Here is an 18,593-nt window from a genome sequence, read left to right on the forward strand (position 1 = left end):
GTCTAGTCCTTCAAGCCGCTGGAGCGATGCAGCATCCAATCGACGACAAAGTTGACCCCGACTGTGAGCAGCGCGATGGCCCCGGCCGGCAACAGCGGCGTGATGTCGCCGAAGCTGATCAGGGAGGCCGTTTCCTTGACCATGCTGCCCCAGTCCGCAGTCGGTGGCTGCAACCCGAGTCCGAGGAAGGACAGGGCAGAAATGCTCAGGAAGACGAAGCAGAAACGCAGGCCGAATTCCGAGATAAGCGGCGGAAGGATGTTGGGCAAAATCTCACGACGGATGATCCACCATAGGCTCTCGCCTCGCAGATTCGCCGCTTCGACGAATTCCATGACGACCACGTTCATCGAAACGGCACGTGTCAGACGAAAGACGCTGGTCGAGTCGAGAATGGCGATGATGAATATCAGATTGACCATTCCGGTGCCGAAAATGGTCAGCAACAACAACGCAAAGATCACCCGCGGTATCGCCATGATCACATCGACGATGCGCGACAACACCTCATCCGTCCAGCCTCCCAGAGTCGCGGCCAGCATTCCGCCTGCGCCGCCGATCAGGAAGGCAAGGACGGTGGTCACGAAAGCCACGCCGATCGTATTGCGGGCACCGAAGATCAGCCGGGAGAGCATATCGCGCCCCAGGCCGTCGGTTCCGAGCACAAACATGGAACTCCATGGTTCAAACTCGCCGCCGGCAACTTCAGCTTCGCCGTAGGGAGCAAGCCACGGCGCAAAGACCGCGACGACGATGTAGAAGGCGATGATAAGAAGGCCGAGACGCGCCGACCATGGGACGGTCGAGAGGCGGAGCGATTTTACAATGGCAGTCATGCGTGCTCTCTCCTCATCGCGGATGCAGCAAGCGCGGATTGGTCGCGATCGCGATGATGTCCGCAAACATGTTGAGGAAAATGTAGATCGCAGCGAAGATCAGACAGCAGCCCTGAACGACCGCGAGATCGCGTTTGGCAGCGGAATCGACGAGCAATTGTCCGAGGCCCGGATAGACAAAGACGACCTCGACCACCAAAACGCCCGTTACGAGATAGGCGAGGTTGAGCGTAACGACCGTGACGATCGGGGCGAGCGCGTTGGGCAGGGCGTGACGGCTTATCACCTTGAAGCGCGATTGTCCTTTCAGCCGCGCAGTCTCGATATAGGGGCTGGCGAGCAGGTTAATGATCGACGCTCGTGTCATCCGCATCATGTGTGCGGCGATGACAAGGGTGAGGGTAATGGCCGGCAGGAAACAGATGTAAAGCCGCTCAATGAGCGAGGTCGTGGCGTCCACGGTGGCGAGCGATGGGAATAGGCTCGTTCGCACAGCCAGAAACAGGATGAGGATATAGGCGACGAAGAACTCCGGAAAGGAGATCGAGGTCAACGTCAGGAGGCTCGAGAGGCGGTCGAACAGGCTGTTGCGCCAGAGGGCGGCCAGAAGTCCCAACGTCAGTGACAGGGGAATGGCAAGTGCTGCAGCATAGGCGGCGAGAAACAGCGTGTTGCCAAGCCGCCCGGCGATCAGTTCCCCCACCGGGCGGTTGTTGGCAAGAGACATGCCAAAGTCGCCGGTGGCGACGCCGCCTAGCCAGTGCACATAGCGCATGACCACTGGCTGGTTCAATCCGAGCTGTTCGCGCAGGGCCGCAAGCGTTTCTGGCGTTGCGCTCTGGCCGAGCAGCTGCTGAGCGGCATCGCCCGGAAGAAGTTCGATCGCGAAGAAAATGATGATCGATACCAGGAAGAGCGTCAGCAGACCGGTCGAAAACCTCTTGAGTATCAGCTTCGGTATGGGCCCCATTGCGATATCCCTTAGCTGGCGGCGGCGGATTCCATCATGATTTCACGCACCGGCTTGCCTGCATAGGCCGGAGCCTCCAGATGCCGATGGTGTTTCCACACCTCTCCCAATTTGATCGATAGTGCGAGGTCGATCGGCGAAGCAGCCGACTTTGCGGTGTCGACGTGCAGCAGCATATGCTCGCCCGTCGCCAGGAGTTCGTCCTGGGGTCCACCGTAGAGTTCGTGCACGATTCTTACTCTCTTTTGGTCGAAACCGAGCAACAGCGTTTCCACACGCAGCGGAGCTCCCATCTTCACCTCGCGCAGGTGCCTGATGTGCGTCTCGACCGTGTAGAGCGAACGGCCGCTGGCCAGATAATGCTTGTTCATGCCGATAAAGTGCAGGAAGGCATCGGTTGCGTCCCCGAAGACCTGCAGATAGCGGCTTTCGGTCATGTGGCCGTTGTAATCCACCCAATCCTCCCGAACGCGATCGGCGTGCAGCGCCAAAGGCTTTTCCGGATCGACCGTTGACTGACGCGCGTGGCTGTGTGCTTTGGCATAGAGCGCGGACTCGTATTCCTTGAGGAGGGCGCCAGCGCCCCAGTCGTTGCCCTTCAATGCCTGCATGATGGCGACGAGATTGTCGTCGCGGATGCGCTCGAGTTCGCGGATGCTGTGCTTGCCGGATTGGGCATCCGACTGCGCGGCGATGATATCGATCAGTTCGTCGGTCAGATCGGGGACGTCCATAAGCTTCGTCCAGGGCCATTTCAGCGCCGGGCCGAACTGGCTCATGAAATGGCGCATGCCGGCCTCACCACCCGCGATGCGGTACGTCTCGAACAGGCCCATCTGCGCCCACCGAAGCCCGAAACCAAAGCGGATGACGTCATCGATTTCCTCAGTCGTCGCGACGCCGTCATGGATCAGCCACAGTCCTTCGCGCCACACCGCTTCCAGAAGCCGGTCGGCGATATGGGCGTCGATCTCCTTGCGGACGACGAGCGGTTTCATGCCGATGGCGGTGAGGAAGGACTTGGCACGATCGAGATTGTCCGGCGATGTTTGGCCCGGTACCACTTCGACCACCGGAAGCAGATAGACAGGATTGAAAGGATGGGCGACGAATAAGCGCTCCGGCGTCGCGAAGCCCTCGATGAGCTCCGTCGGCTTGAATCCCGAGGTGGACGACCCGATCAACGTATTTTCTTTGGCGTGCTTCTCGATTTCAGCATAGACCTTGCGTTTCAGATCGAGCCGCTCCGGCACACTCTCCTGCACATAATCGGCATCGCGAACTGCTTCTTCGATGGATGACACGAAGCTCAAGTGGCCCTTCGGCGCCATGGGAGCGAGGGTCAGCTTGCGATAAGCGCGTTCGGCATTGGCGAGAACTTCTCCCACCAAGCGTTCGGCCTGCGGATGCGGGTCGAAGACCTTGACATCGTAGCCGTTGAGCAGAAATCGAGCGATCCAGCCGCCGCCTATGACGCCGCCACCGATCGCTGCGGCGGATTTCACCGTGCCAGTCATGTTCACCTTGCCAGATTTGAGATGGAGCAGGCGCCGCCCTCCGGACGGCGCCGACAATCAATGAAGAGCCTTAAGCGGCGCTCCACCAGCGGTCGATCAGCTTCCAGCCGTCGAAGAAGCGGTTCGACGCCAGCTTTCCATGCGCAACCTTGTCGTTGCGGGCATCGATATAGTTGCTGAACATCGGAATGATCGCGCCGCCGTCATCGCTGACGAGTTGCTGCATCTCGTGATACATCTCGCGGCGCTTGTTTTCGTCGAGGCTGGAGCGCGCCTCGAGAAGAAGCTGGTTGAAGCGGTCATTGGACCAATGGCTTTCATTCCAGTCCGCGCCCTTTGCATAGACCAGCGAGAACATCGAATCTTCGGTCGGCCTGCCGTTCCAATAGCCGGTGACGAATGGCTTCTTCAGCCACACGTTCGACCAATAACCATCGTCAGGCTCGCGCTTGACGTTGATGTCGATGCCGCATTTTGCGGCACTCGCCTGGAACAGTGTCGCGGCGTCCAAGGCGCCGGCGAAGGCGGCGTTTGCTGCCGAAAGCTCGATCTTCAACGTATCGTGGCCAGCCTTCTTGAGGTGGAACTTGGCCTTGTCAGGGTCGTAGGCTCGTTGCGGCAGATCGGCGGCGTAGAAGCGGTTGGCTGGCGCGATCGGGCTGTCGTTGCCGAGGTGACCGTGGCCGCGCAGGATCTTCTGTAGCAGCTCTTCGCGATTGACGGCGTATTTCAGCGCCAGGCGCACGTTCACGTCCTTGAACGGCTCGCTATCGCACCACATGGGCCAGAGGTAGTGGGCGGTGCCCGTCACCTCTTCAATGGTAATGCCGGCCTTCCGCTGCAGCAGCGGCAACGTCTTGATCTCGACGCTGTTGATGACGTCGACCTGGTCCGTCAGCAGGGCATTCTGGCGGGCGGTTGCGTCGTTGATCGTCAGCAACTCGACCTCGTCGAACCAGGCGTGATCGGTCTTCCAGTAGTCTGACCGGCGCTTCAGCTTGATGCGCACACCGGGCTCGTGCGATTCCAGCGTGTAGCCGCCCGTACCGATGCCGGACTTCCAGTCCAGCGTACCGTCGCTATTGGCCGGCATGATGACGAATTGATACTCGGCCGTCAGGAACGGGAAGTCGGCATTGCCGGATTTCAGTTCGAAGACAACGGCCTCGCCGTCCTTGCGGATATCGACGACCTCCGAAAGGATCGCCTTCGCGCCGGAGGTCGAATCCTTGGCGCGGTGATGATTGAAGGAAGCGATGACGTCCTCGGGTGTCAACGGCTTGCCGTTGGAAAACGTGACGCCCTTGCGAAGCTTGAACGTCCACACCTTGGCATCGGGACTGGGGTCAATGCTTTCGGCAAGTTCCGGTACGATCTTACCGTCGGCATCGACTTCGGCGAGGTTGTTACAGACACCGCCCAGCATGGCCGTCACGACGGGGCCGGCTGCATAGGTCGCCGGATCGATGGAGTCGGAGGTGGCGCCGCCGGAATGGCCGATGCGGAGCGTCCCGCCGCGTTTCGGCGACGATTGAGCATGGGAGCGCGAGGGCATTGCGGATATGAGCGCCGCCGCTGCAGTCGCCTGCAGCAGGCCTCTTCTGGTCATGGAATTCTGAGACATTGTTGTTCCCCTTTTTTGCTTTCTCATTCATCGATTGACAGGCTGCTGGTCACGCACCTCCTTGTCTGGATCGAAGCAGATGGAAAGGGGATACAGGTCGCGGCAAGGCAATCGCATAGCCGAGTTCCGGCCGGCGGCACCGTAAGCCGCAGCCAAAATTCTCCGCTGTCCTGCCCGCTTCAGTCAAATCGATCGGTCCTGCCTCATTCCTACCAACGCTTCTTCAGTTTCAATTTCTCTCGCACATCCTGGGGTCTCAGAACGTTAACGTTCATTGCCGAAAGGATCGAAACGGCACGCTCCACCAGCTGACCGTTGGAGGCTAGGACACCCTTTGAAAGAAAGAGATTGTCCTCCAAGCCGACTCTGACATTTCCACCCGCGAGTGCCGCCATCGCAACGTAGGGCAATTGATTTCGGCCGATGGAAAATGCCGAGTAGGTCCAGCCCGCCGGAACATTGTTGACCAAGGCCATCAGCGTGCCGGGATCGTCAGGCGCGCCGTAAGGGATGCCCATGCAGAGCTGGATCATCACTGGATCGTCGATCAGCCCTTCCTTGACCAGCTGCTTCGCAAGCACGAGATGGCCGGTGTCGAAGACCTCGATTTCCGGTTTGACGCCAGCCGCTTGGATGCGGGCTGCCATTGCCCGCAGCATGCCTGGCGTATTGGTCATCACATAATCGGCCTCGGCAAAGTTCATCGTGCCGCAGTCCAGCGTGCAAATTTCCGGCAACAGTTCCTCGACATGGATAAGCCGCTCGGTCGCGCCGACCATATCCGTTTGCTTCGGATTGAATGGCAGCGGCTGTTCCGCGGAACCGAGTACCAGATCGCCGCCCATGCCGGCTGTCAGGTTGAGGACGACGTCGACTCCGCAATCCCGCACCCGCGCGACGACTTCGCGGTAGAGAGCGGGATCCCGCGAAGGCGCACCCGTTTCAGGGTTGCGCACGTGAATGTGAGCGACAGCCGCACCAGCCTTTGCGGCCTCGATGCTAGCCTCGGCAATTTGCTTGGGAGTTACCGGGACCCTGTCGCTCTTGCTGACGGTGCCGCCTGAACCGGTGACTGCGCAGGTAATGAATACGTCCCAATTCACGGTGCGGCCTCCTAACTCGATGAGGCCACTATACGAATTGCCGCCCTGCGCTTATTGGCATAAACTGCCAAAGAGTTTGCAGGAATTGACAGAATGGGTTTGAGCTGTGGCTTTCTGATCTTCGACGGTTTTTCCAATATGGTGTTGGCCAGCGCGATCGAGCCGCTGCGCGCGGCCCGCGACTATGCGGGCCCTAATACGTTTGCGTGGCGGTTGCTGTCGTCCGAGGGAATGGATGTCCGCAGCTCGAGCGGTCTCCTCATGCGGTGTGACGGCGAGATCGAGACCGCCCTTGATCTCGACATCCTGTTCATCGTTGCGGGCTACGGCGCACGCGAACACGCGCAGAGCTCGATCTTGAAGCGGCTGCAGCGTCTGAGCAGGTCTATCGGCATCGTTGGTGGGCTCGACTGCGGCGCCTGGCTGCTCGCGCAGGCAGGTCTTCTGAGCGGTTACCGAGCGACGATACACTGGCAGGATCTTTCGCAATTCGCCGAGATCCATCTTGATGTTGAGGTGACGTCGGACCGGTTCGTCATCGACCGAAACCGGATCACCGCCGGCGGCGCCACAACAGTGGTCGATCTCATGCTCAAGCTAATTGGTGATCATGGCGGTGGAGCGCTCGCCTTCGATGTTTCCAACATGTTCGTTTACGATGCCCGATTGCGGGCTCCTGAGGAGCGGGGGGCGCGCAGCCTTTCCTTGGCAACGCGCGTTCCGCAGCTTCTAAAAGCCGTCGCCTGCATGCGCGCGCATGTCGAAAGCCCGCTCAGCCTCGACGCGATCTCGGATGCGACCGCGACGTCTCCGCGTACGCTGGCCCGGCTCTTTCAGCGAGAGTTCGGGATGGCCCCCGGCCACTACTATCAAAGCATCCGGCTCGACGTCGCACGCAGCCTTGCCGAGGAAACGTCGCTCGCCGCGCACGAGATCGCCGCGCGTAGCGGCTTTGCCTCGGCTGCATCGCTCTCCAGGGCCTTCAGTGGTCACTTCGGATCGACACTGCGGGAGACGCGGCGCAACCGGCGAGGCGCGCCACCCAATTGAGCGGCGAGAGGCCTTGCTCGCCCGGTCGCTCGAAGCCCCTGGCTCAAATTCGCAGGCTGTCATCCAGCCAAACCCGGAAGCCGCCACGGAAGGCGTTGTCGTTGTTGCCGCGCCGGCACTTCGGCGGCAGTTCCTTGAGCCGATCGACATTGCCGCCGCCGATGACGATGTAGTCAGGCAGCAGCGCCGCGCTTAGGCAATCAACGACATCAACGACCGATTTCCGCCACTTGCTCTTGCCTCGACGCTTCAGTCCTCGCTCGCCAACATAGTCTTCGAAGGTCGCCTTGCGGTAGGGCATGTGCGCCAGTTCCAGGGGCATGCAGACATTCTCGGCGATGATGGCTGAGCCCAAGCCGGTGCCCAAGCCAAGGAAGAGCATCCGGCCGTTTTCATAGCTGCCGATTGCCTGCATCAAAGCGTCGTTGACCATTCGGACCGGCCGGCCGAGGGCGGCTTCGAAATCGAAATCCTTCCATCCCGGCCCGAGGTTGAAGGGATCGGCCGCGGCACGATTGGCGGCGACGGGACCGGGGTAACCCATCGTGACAACGTCGTAGTGCCAGTCGTGGGTAAGATCGCGTAGCGCACCTACCATCTTGGTCGCGGTCATCTGATCACCGGAATCGACCGCGCGTCGCTCGCTGCCGCTGCTGAGTTCGGCTTTCACGTGCGATCCGCCGATATCGACGGCAAGCACAGTGCGGCCGGCCGGCGCTTTGGCGTGCTCGCGCTTCCGTTCGGCTGCAGATGTGTTGACGGTGTCTGCCATATCTTTGCGCTCCTCTGCCGGCCTATGCTCTCATCCCTGCCGCACCACGTATCGGGGCAAGATCGGCAGCTTCTGTCAAGCGCCGGGCGAAAATGCGGTGTCGCTTGATTTAAACGCCAGGATGGCTCACTGAAAAGAGCGCACACTAAGCGGAGGATCATCACTTGACCTTTCCGAGCTTGCCTCCCGGTTCCATCGACCCACCCGGCGCTCCCGGGATCGAGCCGCGCTGGACCTCAAGTGACAAGAGCGCGGTCGGCACCGCCGTCGGCCCGGCAAGTCCCGTTTGGTTCACGGCAAGCCACGGTATCCTCAACGAGATCTATGCGCCACGGCTGGATATGGCCTGTGTCCGCGATTTCGGCTTCATCGTGACAGGCGATGGTTACTTCTCAGAAGAGAAGCGTGATGCCGATCATCGGGTGCAGGCAATCGAGGATGGCGTCCCGGCCTTCCGCCTTATCAACACCGCCCGCGATGGCCGTTATCGCATCACCAAAACGATCCTTACTGATCCTGAGCGCGAGGTGGTGCTGCAAGAGTTACGCTTCGAGGCGTTGATCGGCGGCCTCTCCGATTACCAACTGCACGCCCTCGTGGCGCCGCATCTCGTCAACGGCGGCGCCGACAACACCGCCTGGTGCTCCGATTTCAAGGGCAGGCCGATGCTTTTTGCCGAGGGTTCTGGCCGAGCGCTTGCGGTTGCCGCTTCGGTGCCTTGGCTTGCGCGTTCGGCCGGGTATGTCGGTTTTTCGGATGGCTGGCAGACGTTGTCGCGGGGCGAAGGGCTGAAGGAGGAGTATCGCTGTGCCGTGTCCGGTAATGTTGCGCTATCGGGGACGCTCGACCTGCAGGCGGGCCAAGGGCGGATATTGGTCGCCATCGGTTTCGGCGCGGAGCCGGAGGAGGCTGCTTTCCGTGCCGTCCTCAGCCTGGAACAGGGTATCGAGCCGGCACTGAGGTACTATCAGAGCGGATGGCGGGAGTGGCAGGCCGGCCTGCTTGCGTTGGACGAGCCTCATGATCCCAACCAGTTGAACCGTTACCGGGTCAGCACCAGCGTGCTCGCCAGCCACCGCGACGATGCCTCCGGCGCCATTATCGCGAGCCTTTCCATCCCCTGGGGCTTCAACAAGAGCGACGACGATCTCGGCGGGTATCATCTGGTCTGGACACGCGATCTGGTGGAAACCGCGGGAGGGCTGCTTGCCGCAGGCGCCAAAGCCGACGCGCGGTCGGTGCTCGACTATCTCTCGGCGATCCAGGAGGCAGATGGCCATTGGGTGCAGAATGCCTGGCTCGACGGCCGGCCGTATTGGAACGGCATCCAGATGGACGAGACGGCCTTTCCGATCCTGCTTTACGACATGCTTCTTCGCGCCGGCGTGATCGGTTTGTCGGAGACAGGCCGATACGTGGCGATGATCGAGGCTGCTGCGGCCTACATCGTCACCAACGGTCCCGCCACCCAGCAGGATCGCTGGGAAGAGGATGCTGGCTACTCGCCCTTTACGCTGGCCGTCGAGATCGCGGGGTTGCTCGCGGCGGCCGATGCGATGGAAGCGGCCGGACGGTTGCCTCAAGCGCAATATCTGCGGGAAGTGGCGGATGGTTGGAACGAGTGCATCGAGGAGTGGACCTATGCCAGCGATACGGGGTTGTCGCGCCGGCTTGGCATCGACGGCTACTACGTTCGCATTGCCACCGCCGCGGAAGACGTCTCGTCGCTCGGCCGGGACTTCATCCCGATCCGCAATCGCGACGATGGCGAGGCCGTGCTCGAAGCAGACCTTCTTATTAGCCCGGACGCGCTTGCGTTGGTGCGGTTCGGACTTCGCGCCGCCGACGACCCACGCATCCTAGGCACGATCGCGGCGATCGATGCCGAGTTGCGACGTGACCTGCCAACCGGATCCTACTGGTACCGGTACAACGACGACGGCTACGGGGAGCGCGTTGGTGGTGCCCCGTTCGCTGGCCGCGGTGTCGGGAGGCTTTGGCCGCTTTTGACCGGCGAGCGCGCCCATTACGAACTTGCCGCTGGACGACGCGATGAGGCGCAACGCCTCTTGGCAGCGTTGGAAGCCTCGGCAAGCGATGGCGGACTGCTGCCGGAGCAGATATGGGATAGCGACGACGTGCCGGAGCGCGAGCTCTTTCTCGGTCGTCCGTCCGGCAGCGCCATGCCCTTGGTCTGGGCTCACGCGGAACATATCAAGCTCCTGCGCTCGATCCGCGATGGCGTCGTCTTCGATATGCCGCCTCAAACCTTTGCCCGGTATGTCGCAGCAAAGCTCGGTCGTCCGCCATTCGCATGGCGCCTAAACGCCAAGCGCACCCGTATGGCTGCCGGCCGCAAACTGCGGATCGAACTGCCCGAACAGGCCCTCGTGCATTGGTCTACCGACGGTTGGGCAACCGTTATCGACAGTCATGTCCACGATACGGGTTTTGGCACCTATGTCTGCGACCTGCCGACGGAGGGGCTGAGTCCAGGCACAATTCTGTTCACAATCTTCTGGACGAACACCCAGCGGTGGGAAGATGCCGATTTCAAGATCGACGTGGTTTGAGCGTGACCCGGCTCCGCTCAATCGAAGAGTTCGGGCAGTTCCGCTCGCGCGATCTGTCTTAGACGCTCAGCTTCGGCTTGATCGATAGAGCGGTATGGCCATCGGAGCTTCGGTCCAACCGGCCCCCAGCCTCCGATCGCGCACAGCAACTTGTCGAGGGCGGCATTCGAGTAGCCTTGCGCTTGGCGGAATGGAACGATGTGGTTATCCATGAACGCGCAAATGCGTTTCTCGATTGCTAGCGCGGCTTCGATGTCTTCCGCCATCAAATCTGTCCACCACTGGGCGCCTTGCGGGCTGAGGCAGGCCACGTTGGAAAAGGCACCTGCGGCAACGCCGTGGCTCATGCCGGTCGCGAGATGATGGCCAGGCACAAAGAGCGCGAACTCGGCAAGGTATTCGCGGGCAGCGGCATACCAATCGGCGTCGCCATCGGCGAGCTTGATACCGACGACGGCAGGCGATGGGCCACAGACGGCGGCAAGCTCCCGCGGCGTGAGAACCCGCTTGGCATGTGGCGGATTGTAGAGGATCAAGGGGGTCCCCTCGGCGCGGTCCGTCGCGCGCCTCAGGAAATCGATTGCCTCAAGATCGGTGACCGGCCACCAGTCCGGCAGAATGAGCTGGATCGCCAGCGGCTTCAGCGCGGATGCGCGGGCAACGCGTAACAGAGCGATGTGCGGATCCGGCTGGCATGCGCCGATCACGAATGGCATGCCGGCACTCGTGCAACGCTCCGCGAGGATAACCTGGATCCGCTCGAACTCGACGTCCGTCTGATTGTGAAACTCGCCGGCTGTACCGTTCGAATAGATGCCATCGACCCCGGCTTTGATCAGGATGTCGATCTCTTCGCCGAGGGCAGCGAAATCGATCGCGTCGTCCTCCACGATCGGGAGAAGAAGGCTCGCCCAATTGCCGGCGATTGAATGTCGTCTCTGCGTCGTCAAGGCATGGCTCCCAAAGGTATATCGTCGCGAATGCACGCCTTGAGGTGCCCCGGCGCGACTTCCCGCAGCTCAGGAACGGCCTGGCTGCAAGCTTCGATGGAATGCGGACAGCGGGTGCGGAAAACGCAGCCGCTCGGCGGATTCGCGGGGCTCGGGATTTCACCCTTCAGCACCTGACGCTGGCGTTTGGCACCGACATCGGTGGAGGGGATGGCGGACAGTAGCGCGCGCGTATATGGATGCTGTGGCCGGGCGTAAAGATCGCGGCTCGCCGCAATTTCCATGATACGGCCGAGATAGAGGACGATCACACGGTCACAGATATACTCCACGACCGCAAGGTCGTGTGAGATGAACAGCATGGTCAGCCCAAGCCGCTGCTGCAGATCGCGCAGCAGGTTTATGACTTGTGCCTGGATGGAGACATCGAGCGCCGACACCGGCTCGTCGGCGACAATCAGTTCCGGGGCCAGTGTCAGCGCGCGCGCAATGCCGATGCGCTGACGCTGCCCGCCTGAGAACTCGTGCGCGTAGCGATTGATCGCTTCTGCCGGCAAATCGACCTGCTCAAGCGCCACACGGGCGCGTTCGAGCCGTTCCCGGCGGGTTCCGATGCGCTGAATTTTCAGGCCTTCGGTCAGGATCTCGCCGATGGTCATGCGCGGCGAGAGGCTGGCAAAGGGGTCCTGGAAGATATACTGCATCCGCGGACGCATGCGTCGCATCGCCGTGGATGAAAGCCCCGTCAGATCGACGCCATCAAAATGCACGTTGCCTGATGACGGCTCGACCAGGCGAAGGACCGAGCGGCCGATTGTCGTTTTGCCGCTGCCGGATTCGCCAACCAGCCCAACGACTTCGCCCTTACCGATCTCGAAGGAAATGTCCTTCAGGATTGTCAGTTGCGTGCCGTGGGAAGTGTAGCTTTTCGACAGGTCGCGAACAGAAAGCAAAGGCTCGGTCATCTAAATCTCCCGCCACCGAATGCATCGGCTCTTATGAAGCGGTCCAACGGCTTCAAGCGCCGGCACCGCGTTGCGACAGGCCTCGATCGCAAATTGGCAACGCGGTGCGAAGGTGCAGCCAGAAGGCATGTTCATCAGGCTCGGAACGACGCCCGGAATGGCTGCGAGTTTTTCCCCTGATTGTTTCATCCGTGTTGCATCGCCAAGCCGCGGCATCGAGGCGAGAAGGCCCTTCGTGTAGGGGTGTTTTGGATTGCTGAAGACCTCGTTGACCGGGCCTTCCTCGACGATGCGGCCGGTGTACATAACGGCGACGCGATGGGCGATCTGGGCGACGACGCCGAGATTGTGGGTGACGAACAGCATTGCCATTCCGCGCTCGCGCTGAAGCTTCAGCAGCAGGTCGAGGATCTGCGCCTGGATCGTCACGTCGAGTGCGGTTGTCGGCTCATCCGCAATCAGCAAGGTCGGGTCGCAGGCAAGCGCCATGGCGATCGTCGCACGTTGGCGCATGCCGCCGGACAGCTCGTGCGGATACTGACGGGCCCGGCGCTTGGCATCTGGAATCCCGACGTTTTCCAGCAGCGAAATGGCAGTGGCCATTGCCGCTTTCCGGCTTGCTCCGCGATGAATGCGAATTGGCTCGGAGATCTGGTCGCCAATCGTATAGACGGGGTTGAGGCTGGACATCGGCTCCTGAAACACCATGCCGATGTCGTCGCCGCGAATGTCGCGCATCTCGTCTTCCGTTAGCGAAACCAGATTGCATCGGGATCCGTCCTTTCGGCGAAGCCGAATGCTGCCTGCCGCGATCGATCCAATGTTGCGGGTCAGAAGGCGCATGACGGAAAGGCTGGTCACCGATTTGCCCGAACCGGATTCTCCCACCAGGGCCACGGTCTCCCCCGCGCCGACGGTCAGGTCGACATCGTTGACTGCCGTGACATCGCCTCCGCGAATGCGGAAGATGGTCTTGAGGCCCTGAATGGCGAGGATCGGTTCGGCTGACTGCATATTGGTCACCCAAGCAGACCGGTTGCGCGCAGGATCTCGTTGATCCTGGCTGTCTCGGCTTCATTGAGCGCAGTGCGCGGGCGCGGCATTACCGCGCTGTCGATGATACCGAGGCTCTTCATGGCAGTCTTGAAGCCACCGATGCCGGAGGCGCCGCCGCTAACGCGGCCCTGGGCAACCCAGACGATTTCGAAGAGGCGGCAGAGCCGCTCCTGCTCCTTGCGTGCGGCGACCCAGTCGCCACGCCGGGCGGCGTCCCAAAGGCGCACATAGCCGTGAGGATCGACATTCGCGATGCCCGGAACGACCCCGTGCGCGCCCATCAGCAAGGCATTGTCGACGACAATCTCCGAACCGGTCATCAGGAACACGTCCGGCCGATCAGCGAGATCGAGGAGGGCATAGCGGAAGTTGCCGTCATCGCCACTGGAATCCTTGAGGCCGATGATCGTGCCTTCCTTCGCCAAGGCCACCGTCGTCTGGCGCTGCAGCTTGACGTGGACGCAGACCGGAATGTCGTAGGCGACGAGCGGTACGTCGACCGCGTCACGGATAAAGCGGAAATGGTCGAGGATCTCGGATTGGCTGGTGACCGTATAGAACGGCGCGGTGGCAACCACGGCGTCGGCCCCGGCACGCTTGGCAACGTCCGCATGATGAATGACGCGATCCGTCGTCGGATCGATGACGCCGACGATCAGAGGCACGCGTCCGTTCACCACTTTTGCCGAGTGCTCGATGATCTCGCGGCGCGTCTTGTCGTCGTGGAAGATCACCTCGCTTGTCGAGCCGAGCACGAAAACACCGTGGCAACCGCCTTCGATGAGATGCTCCAGAACCCGCGTGTAGGACGGATAGTCGACCGTGAAATCGGCATTGAGCGGCGTCACGACTGGAGGAATTACACCTTTGAATTTTGTCATAGTCTCTTTCTTTCGAGTGATCAGTTTAGTTCAGCGCGAGGGTCGAAAGCGTCCCGAAGACCGTCGCCGATGAAGTTGATGGCAAGCACCGCCAGGATGAGCGCCCCGCCTGGGAACAGCCATTGCCAAGGATACTGTTCGAGGACCGCCGTCGAACGGGCCGCGTTCAGCATGTTGCCCCAGCTGGCGGCCGGCGGTGCGATGCCGAGGCCAAGGAAGGAAAGCCCGGCCTCGAGCAGGATGGCGTTGGCGATCTGCAGCGTGGCGTAGACCACCAGGATATCGACGGCGTTCGGCAGCCCATGTCGGAAGAGCAGATGGGGCAAGCCGGCGCCCATTCCCCGAGCGGCGACGACGAAGTCACGCTCACGCAGTTCCAGCAGCCGTGCGCGCACCATTCGCGCCAGAAGTGGCCAGGACAACAGTGAGATGACGAGGACCGTCGGCCAGATGCCCGTGCCGGCGATCGAGGCGAGCACAAGGAGAAAAATCACCGGCGGCAGCGTCATCACAAGATCGACAAACCGCATACCGACCGCGTCTGCCCAGCGGCCGGAAAGGGCGGAGACAGCGCCGAAGAGAAAGCCGATGACGGCCGAGAGCAGTGTCGACGCAGCAGCGACGAGGAGCGAGATGCGGCCGCCCTCCATCACGCGGGCAAACACATCGCGGCCGACGCCATCGGTACCGAACCAATGTTTCAGGCTTGGGCCAGAGTTCATCGCCAAAAGGTCGATGTCGTTCGGCTTGAAGCTCCACCACAGGGGATAGGTGAGGATCATCGCCAGGACAGGAAGAGCCAGGCAGATACCGAAAACGGCGGCGCGGTTGATCAGGAAGCGGTCGAGTGCACGGGCGAGGGGGCCGGGACTGCGGCTAGAGGTTCTGGCCAGCATGCTCAGGCCACCTTGATGCGCGGATCGATCACCGCGTAAGTGACGTCCGTCAGAAGGTTCACGACGATCACGCAGGCTCCGATGATGAGCGTGGCGCCCATGATGACCGGGTAGTCGCGGGTCTCGACGGAATCCACCAGCAGCAGGCCCATGCCCGGCCAGTTGAAAACGCTCTCGATGAAGATTGCACCACCGACGGCAAGGCCGATAGTCGAGCCGATCAGCGTGACAACAGGCAGCAGCGCATTGCGCAACGCATGCTTGACGATCACCCAGAACTCGACGACGCCCTTCGCCCGTGCCGTGCGGACATAGTCCTGATTGAGCACTTCAAGCAGGGAGGCGCGCATATAGCGCATGATCAGAGCCGCTTGAGCGACCGCAAGGAGCGAGGCAGGAAGGATCAGGTGATGCAGCAGATCAAGGACCGAGAAAGGCTCGCCCGGCGTCAGCATTCCACCCGATGGCATCCATTTGAGCCGCACGGCGAAGACGTAGAGTCCGATCAATGCGCTGAGGAAGGCCGGGCTGGAAATGCCTGTGAGGGCAATCACCGAGAACGAGAGGTCGGCGATGGAGTTACGCCGTACGGCGCTGATGATGCCCGTGGCGATGCCGACGACAGTCGAGATAACGAGAGCCGTTCCCATGAGCAGGACGGTGGGACCTATGCGCGACAGGACGAGACCGAGCACCGGCTGATCCATCCGCTTGATCGAGTAGCCGAGATTGCCGGCCAAGGCTTGCTGCAGCCAGACCAGATACTGCACGGGCAGGGGCTGGTCGAGACCGAGGCTGCTGCGCAGCTCGGCCAAGTCGGCTGGCGACATCGGGATGTTCGGATCGATATAGGCGTCGATCGGATCGCCAGGGGTGAGGCGCAGCAGAAGGAAAATCAGCATGCTCAAGGCAAGCAGCATGCCTATTCCGATCGCCAGGCGCCGGAGACTGTATCTCAGCATTGCAACTCCGTCCTGAAAGGGTGGCAACGCCACCCTTTCGTATCCATGGCGGTCCTATTCGGTGATGGACCAGCGCTGCGGATCGGCCTGATAGGGGCCGCCGCCAGGGGCGGGAGTCCACACAAAATCCTTGACCTTGGAGGATACCACGCCATAGCGATTGGCTACCCAGAGGGTTCCCCACGGGAGCTGGCTATTCATGACCTTGCAGACCTGCTGATAGCGTTCGTCACGCTTTGCCGCGTCAGGTTCACCCAGGGCGGCGTCGAGCGCGGCCGTCAGATCGGGCATGCGGGCGCGAACGACGTTCGGGCCGGCCGGCGGGATCTGCTTTTCATTCAGCCCGACATTGATACTGCCTGCATCTGGTCCGTTTTGCAGGCCGGCATAGACCAGCTGAAACTGCGAGATATCTGCGTCCGGCTTCAGGACGATGCTGTTGTATGTTGGGGCATCGACCGCACGCGGCACGACGTTGATGCCAACCTGAGCCAGCATTGCCTGAACGGCGGCCAGCACATTGGTCGCCAAGGGCGTCGTGTAGTAGGTCAGGAGCGTAATCGGCTTCCCGCCGTTGATCTCGTCCCAGCCAGCTTCCTTCAGAAGCGCTTTCGCCTTTTCGGGATCGTAGGCATAGTCATCAATGCCCTTCGGGACGAGTTGATCGGCGACGTAGGCGCAGTTGGCGGGCTTGGCGGCGCCGCCGTAAAGGCTCTGGATAATCGCGTCGCGATTGATGGCGTGCATCACCGCCTGTCGGACACGCAAATCCTTCCAGATAGGCGATTCATGATTGAAACCCAGATAGTTGACGACGAAGGAATTGCCTTCGATCACCTGGAAAGACTTATCGTCCTTGAATGTCGGAACATCATTGGAGTCGACATAGGTGAACTGGATTTCACCGGCTCGAAGCGCGGCGATCGCAGCCGCCGGATCAGCGAAGTAGCGATTGATGATCTTCTCGAGGGCCGGTTTGCCGCCTCTGTAGTCCGTGTTGGCAGTGAGCTCGACATACTGGTCGTTGACGTACTTCGAGAATTTGAACGCGCCGGTGCCGATCGGTGACGTCGACCACCATGCGTTCTTGGCGAGGTGGTCGGCCGGTATTGCGGCCAGTGCGTGCTCGGGGAGCATCATGACCTTTGTCAGGGTATCCATGAGACTGGCCGACGGCGCGTTGAGCTTGATCACGAGCGTGTGGTCGTCCGGAGCTTCGACGGATGACACCGGTGTTAGGCGAGCGGCCAGGACAGATCCGGTCTTTGCATTCTTGGCGAGTTCCATCGTGAACTTCGCGTCCTTGGCCGTGAATGGCTTTCCGTCGTGCCACTTCGCGTCAACGAGCTTGAACGTATAGGTCAGCTGGTCAGGGCTCACGTCATAAGACGATGCAAGTACGCCGACCGTCTTCTGCAGCTTCGCATCATAGGTCACGAGCGGTTCGAAATAGATGCTGAGCCAGGTGAAGCCCGCGGTTGCGGCGAGCGGATTGAAATTGCCCTGAAAGCCACCGGGGCCAACATCGAAGCCGCCCGACAGGGTTGCAGCTTGCGCCGGGCGGGTGAAGCCCGATGCGACTGGTGTTGCCATCATCGCGGCGATTGCGATAGCCGAAAGTCGAGACAGGGTGTTCATTGCGTTCCTCCCACATTTGAACTTGTCTTATTGGTTGCGATAACTCGGGCGATGCCTTCGTAGTGGTGGTCGAGGCGCCGGCGGGCCTCCTCCACGTCCCGGGCTTCTACGGCATCGACGATGGCGGCGTGATCGCGCCAAGTGGCCATCGGATCGACGTTGTCGAGATTCACGAAATCCGAGGCCTTGTAGAAGGCGAGCCAGAACACGTCGATCAGCCGGCTCAGCGTTTCGTTCTCCTGGCAGCGGAAGAGCAGTCGATGGAAGAGCTGGTCGTCCTCGGCGAAGGATTCGCCGCGTTCGGCGTGCGCCTTCATACGGTTGACGGTGGCGCGGAGCTCGGCAATGTCGTCCTTGCCGATCGTTTCCAAGGTCTTGCCGATCAGGCCGACTTCGAGCGTCCGACGGATCTCGATCACTTCCTCGATCTGGCGGAGCGCGCCGCCAAGGCCGTAGGCAAGATTGTCGAGCAATGGCTCGAACGAGAACGCCTTCACGAAAATTCCGACGCCGCGCCGTGATTCCAAGACGCCAAGCGATTCAAGTGCCTTGATGCCTTCGCGCAGCGAGTTGCGGCTGACGCCAAGTTGTGTCGCAAGCTCGCTCTCGGCGGGCAGCAGTGTTCCCGGCTTCAGGCCGTTATCGTTGATGTAGGCGCGCAGGCTCTCCTGCACGGAAACATGCAGCAACGGGGCTCTTGTCAACGGCTTCATGGTCTTTAGGGGCATGCCGATCTCGCTGCGGAAAATTCCTAGTGTCGAGACACATATCCACTTGTAGGATATCTGTCAAATGAACAT

General features: G+C 61.1%; 16 protein-coding genes. 2 read left to right on the forward strand and 14 right to left on the reverse strand.

Annotated elements, in window-relative coordinates:
* Positions 1–2: 2 nt before the first annotated feature.
* From FHT76_RS17935 to FHT76_RS17955, 5 genes are all read right to left on the reverse strand, one after another.
* Positions 3–836, reverse strand: a complete 834-nt coding sequence (locus FHT76_RS17935) for an ABC transporter permease (RefSeq protein ID WP_183861783.1) — start codon at positions 834–836, stop codon at positions 3–5.
* Between the two features lie 13 nt (positions 837–849).
* Positions 850–1,806 carry an ABC transporter permease gene (locus FHT76_RS17940; protein WP_183755463.1) on the reverse strand — a complete coding sequence of 319 codons (957 nt, stop codon included), beginning with the start codon at positions 1,804–1,806 and terminating at the stop codon, positions 850–852.
* A gap of 11 nt (positions 1,807–1,817) precedes the next feature.
* Positions 1,818–3,323 carry a carnitine 3-dehydrogenase gene (locus tag FHT76_RS17945; protein WP_183861781.1) on the reverse strand — a complete coding sequence of 502 codons (1,506 nt, stop codon included), beginning with the start codon at positions 3,321–3,323 and terminating at the stop codon, positions 1,818–1,820.
* Positions 3,324–3,393: 70 nt separating this feature from the next.
* Positions 3,394–4,947: an ABC transporter substrate-binding protein gene (locus FHT76_RS17950; protein WP_183861779.1), complete on the reverse strand. Its 1,554-nt coding sequence runs from the start codon at positions 4,945–4,947 to the stop codon at positions 3,394–3,396.
* Positions 4,948–5,156: 209 nt separating this feature from the next.
* Positions 5,157–6,050, reverse strand: a complete 894-nt coding sequence (locus FHT76_RS17955) for a 3-keto-5-aminohexanoate cleavage protein (RefSeq protein WP_259185754.1) — start codon at positions 6,048–6,050, stop codon at positions 5,157–5,159.
* Between the two features lie 93 nt (positions 6,051–6,143).
* On the opposite strand from FHT76_RS17955, the gene FHT76_RS17960 reads away from it, so the two are divergent.
* Positions 6,144–7,100 (forward strand): GlxA family transcriptional regulator, encoded by a 957-nt coding sequence (locus FHT76_RS17960; RefSeq protein WP_183861775.1) that lies wholly within the window; start codon positions 6,144–6,146, stop codon positions 7,098–7,100.
* Between the two features lie 43 nt (positions 7,101–7,143).
* Here FHT76_RS17960 and FHT76_RS17965 read toward each other — a convergent pair whose 3' ends face one another.
* Positions 7,144–7,872 (reverse strand): ROK family protein, encoded by a 729-nt coding sequence (locus FHT76_RS17965; RefSeq protein WP_183861774.1) that lies wholly within the window; start codon positions 7,870–7,872, stop codon positions 7,144–7,146.
* Between the two features lie 164 nt (positions 7,873–8,036).
* Between FHT76_RS17965 and FHT76_RS17970 the strand changes: the two genes are divergently transcribed.
* Entirely contained in the window at positions 8,037–10,445 is a 2,409-nt protein-coding gene (locus FHT76_RS17970; RefSeq protein ID WP_183861772.1) for a glucan 1,4-alpha-glucosidase, read from the forward strand.
* Positions 10,446–10,462: 17 nt separating this feature from the next.
* Here the strand turns inward: FHT76_RS17970 and FHT76_RS17975 are convergent, their stop codons facing one another.
* The 8 genes from FHT76_RS17975 to FHT76_RS18010 are packed head-to-tail and all read right to left on the reverse strand — an operon-like array spanning position 10,463 to position 18,521.
* On the reverse strand, positions 10,463–11,395 hold the full coding sequence (locus FHT76_RS17975) for a dihydrodipicolinate synthase family protein (protein ID WP_183861770.1): 933 nt from the start codon (positions 11,393–11,395) through the stop codon (positions 10,463–10,465).
* Positions 11,392–12,360, reverse strand: a complete 969-nt coding sequence (locus FHT76_RS17980) for an ABC transporter ATP-binding protein (protein WP_183861755.1) — start codon at positions 12,358–12,360, stop codon at positions 11,392–11,394. The genes FHT76_RS17975 and FHT76_RS17980 overlap by 4 nt, the downstream gene beginning before the upstream one ends.
* Positions 12,361–13,374: an ABC transporter ATP-binding protein gene (locus FHT76_RS17985; protein ID WP_183861753.1), complete on the reverse strand. Its 1,014-nt coding sequence runs from the start codon at positions 13,372–13,374 to the stop codon at positions 12,361–12,363.
* Between the two features lie 5 nt (positions 13,375–13,379).
* A complete protein-coding gene (locus FHT76_RS17990; protein WP_259185755.1) occupies positions 13,380–14,297 on the reverse strand; it encodes a dihydrodipicolinate synthase family protein in 918 nt (305 codons plus the stop codon).
* Positions 14,298–14,317: 20 nt separating this feature from the next.
* Positions 14,318–15,193 carry an ABC transporter permease gene (locus tag FHT76_RS17995; protein ID WP_183861751.1) on the reverse strand — a complete coding sequence of 292 codons (876 nt, stop codon included), beginning with the start codon at positions 15,191–15,193 and terminating at the stop codon, positions 14,318–14,320.
* A 2-nt stretch (positions 15,194–15,195) separates the two neighbouring features.
* A complete protein-coding gene (locus tag FHT76_RS18000) occupies positions 15,196–16,155 on the reverse strand; it encodes an ABC transporter permease (protein ID WP_183861749.1) in 960 nt (319 codons plus the stop codon).
* Between the two features lie 54 nt (positions 16,156–16,209).
* Entirely contained in the window at positions 16,210–17,793 is a 1,584-nt protein-coding gene (locus FHT76_RS18005) for an ABC transporter substrate-binding protein (RefSeq protein WP_183861747.1), read from the reverse strand.
* On the reverse strand, positions 17,790–18,521 hold the full coding sequence (locus FHT76_RS18010; protein ID WP_183755477.1) for a FadR/GntR family transcriptional regulator: 732 nt from the start codon (positions 18,519–18,521) through the stop codon (positions 17,790–17,792). Before FHT76_RS18010 ends, FHT76_RS18005 begins: the two co-directional genes overlap by 4 nt.
* Positions 18,522–18,593: the final 72 nt, after the last annotated feature.

It is taken from the genome of Rhizobium sp. BK176 (genome assembly GCF_024808055.1).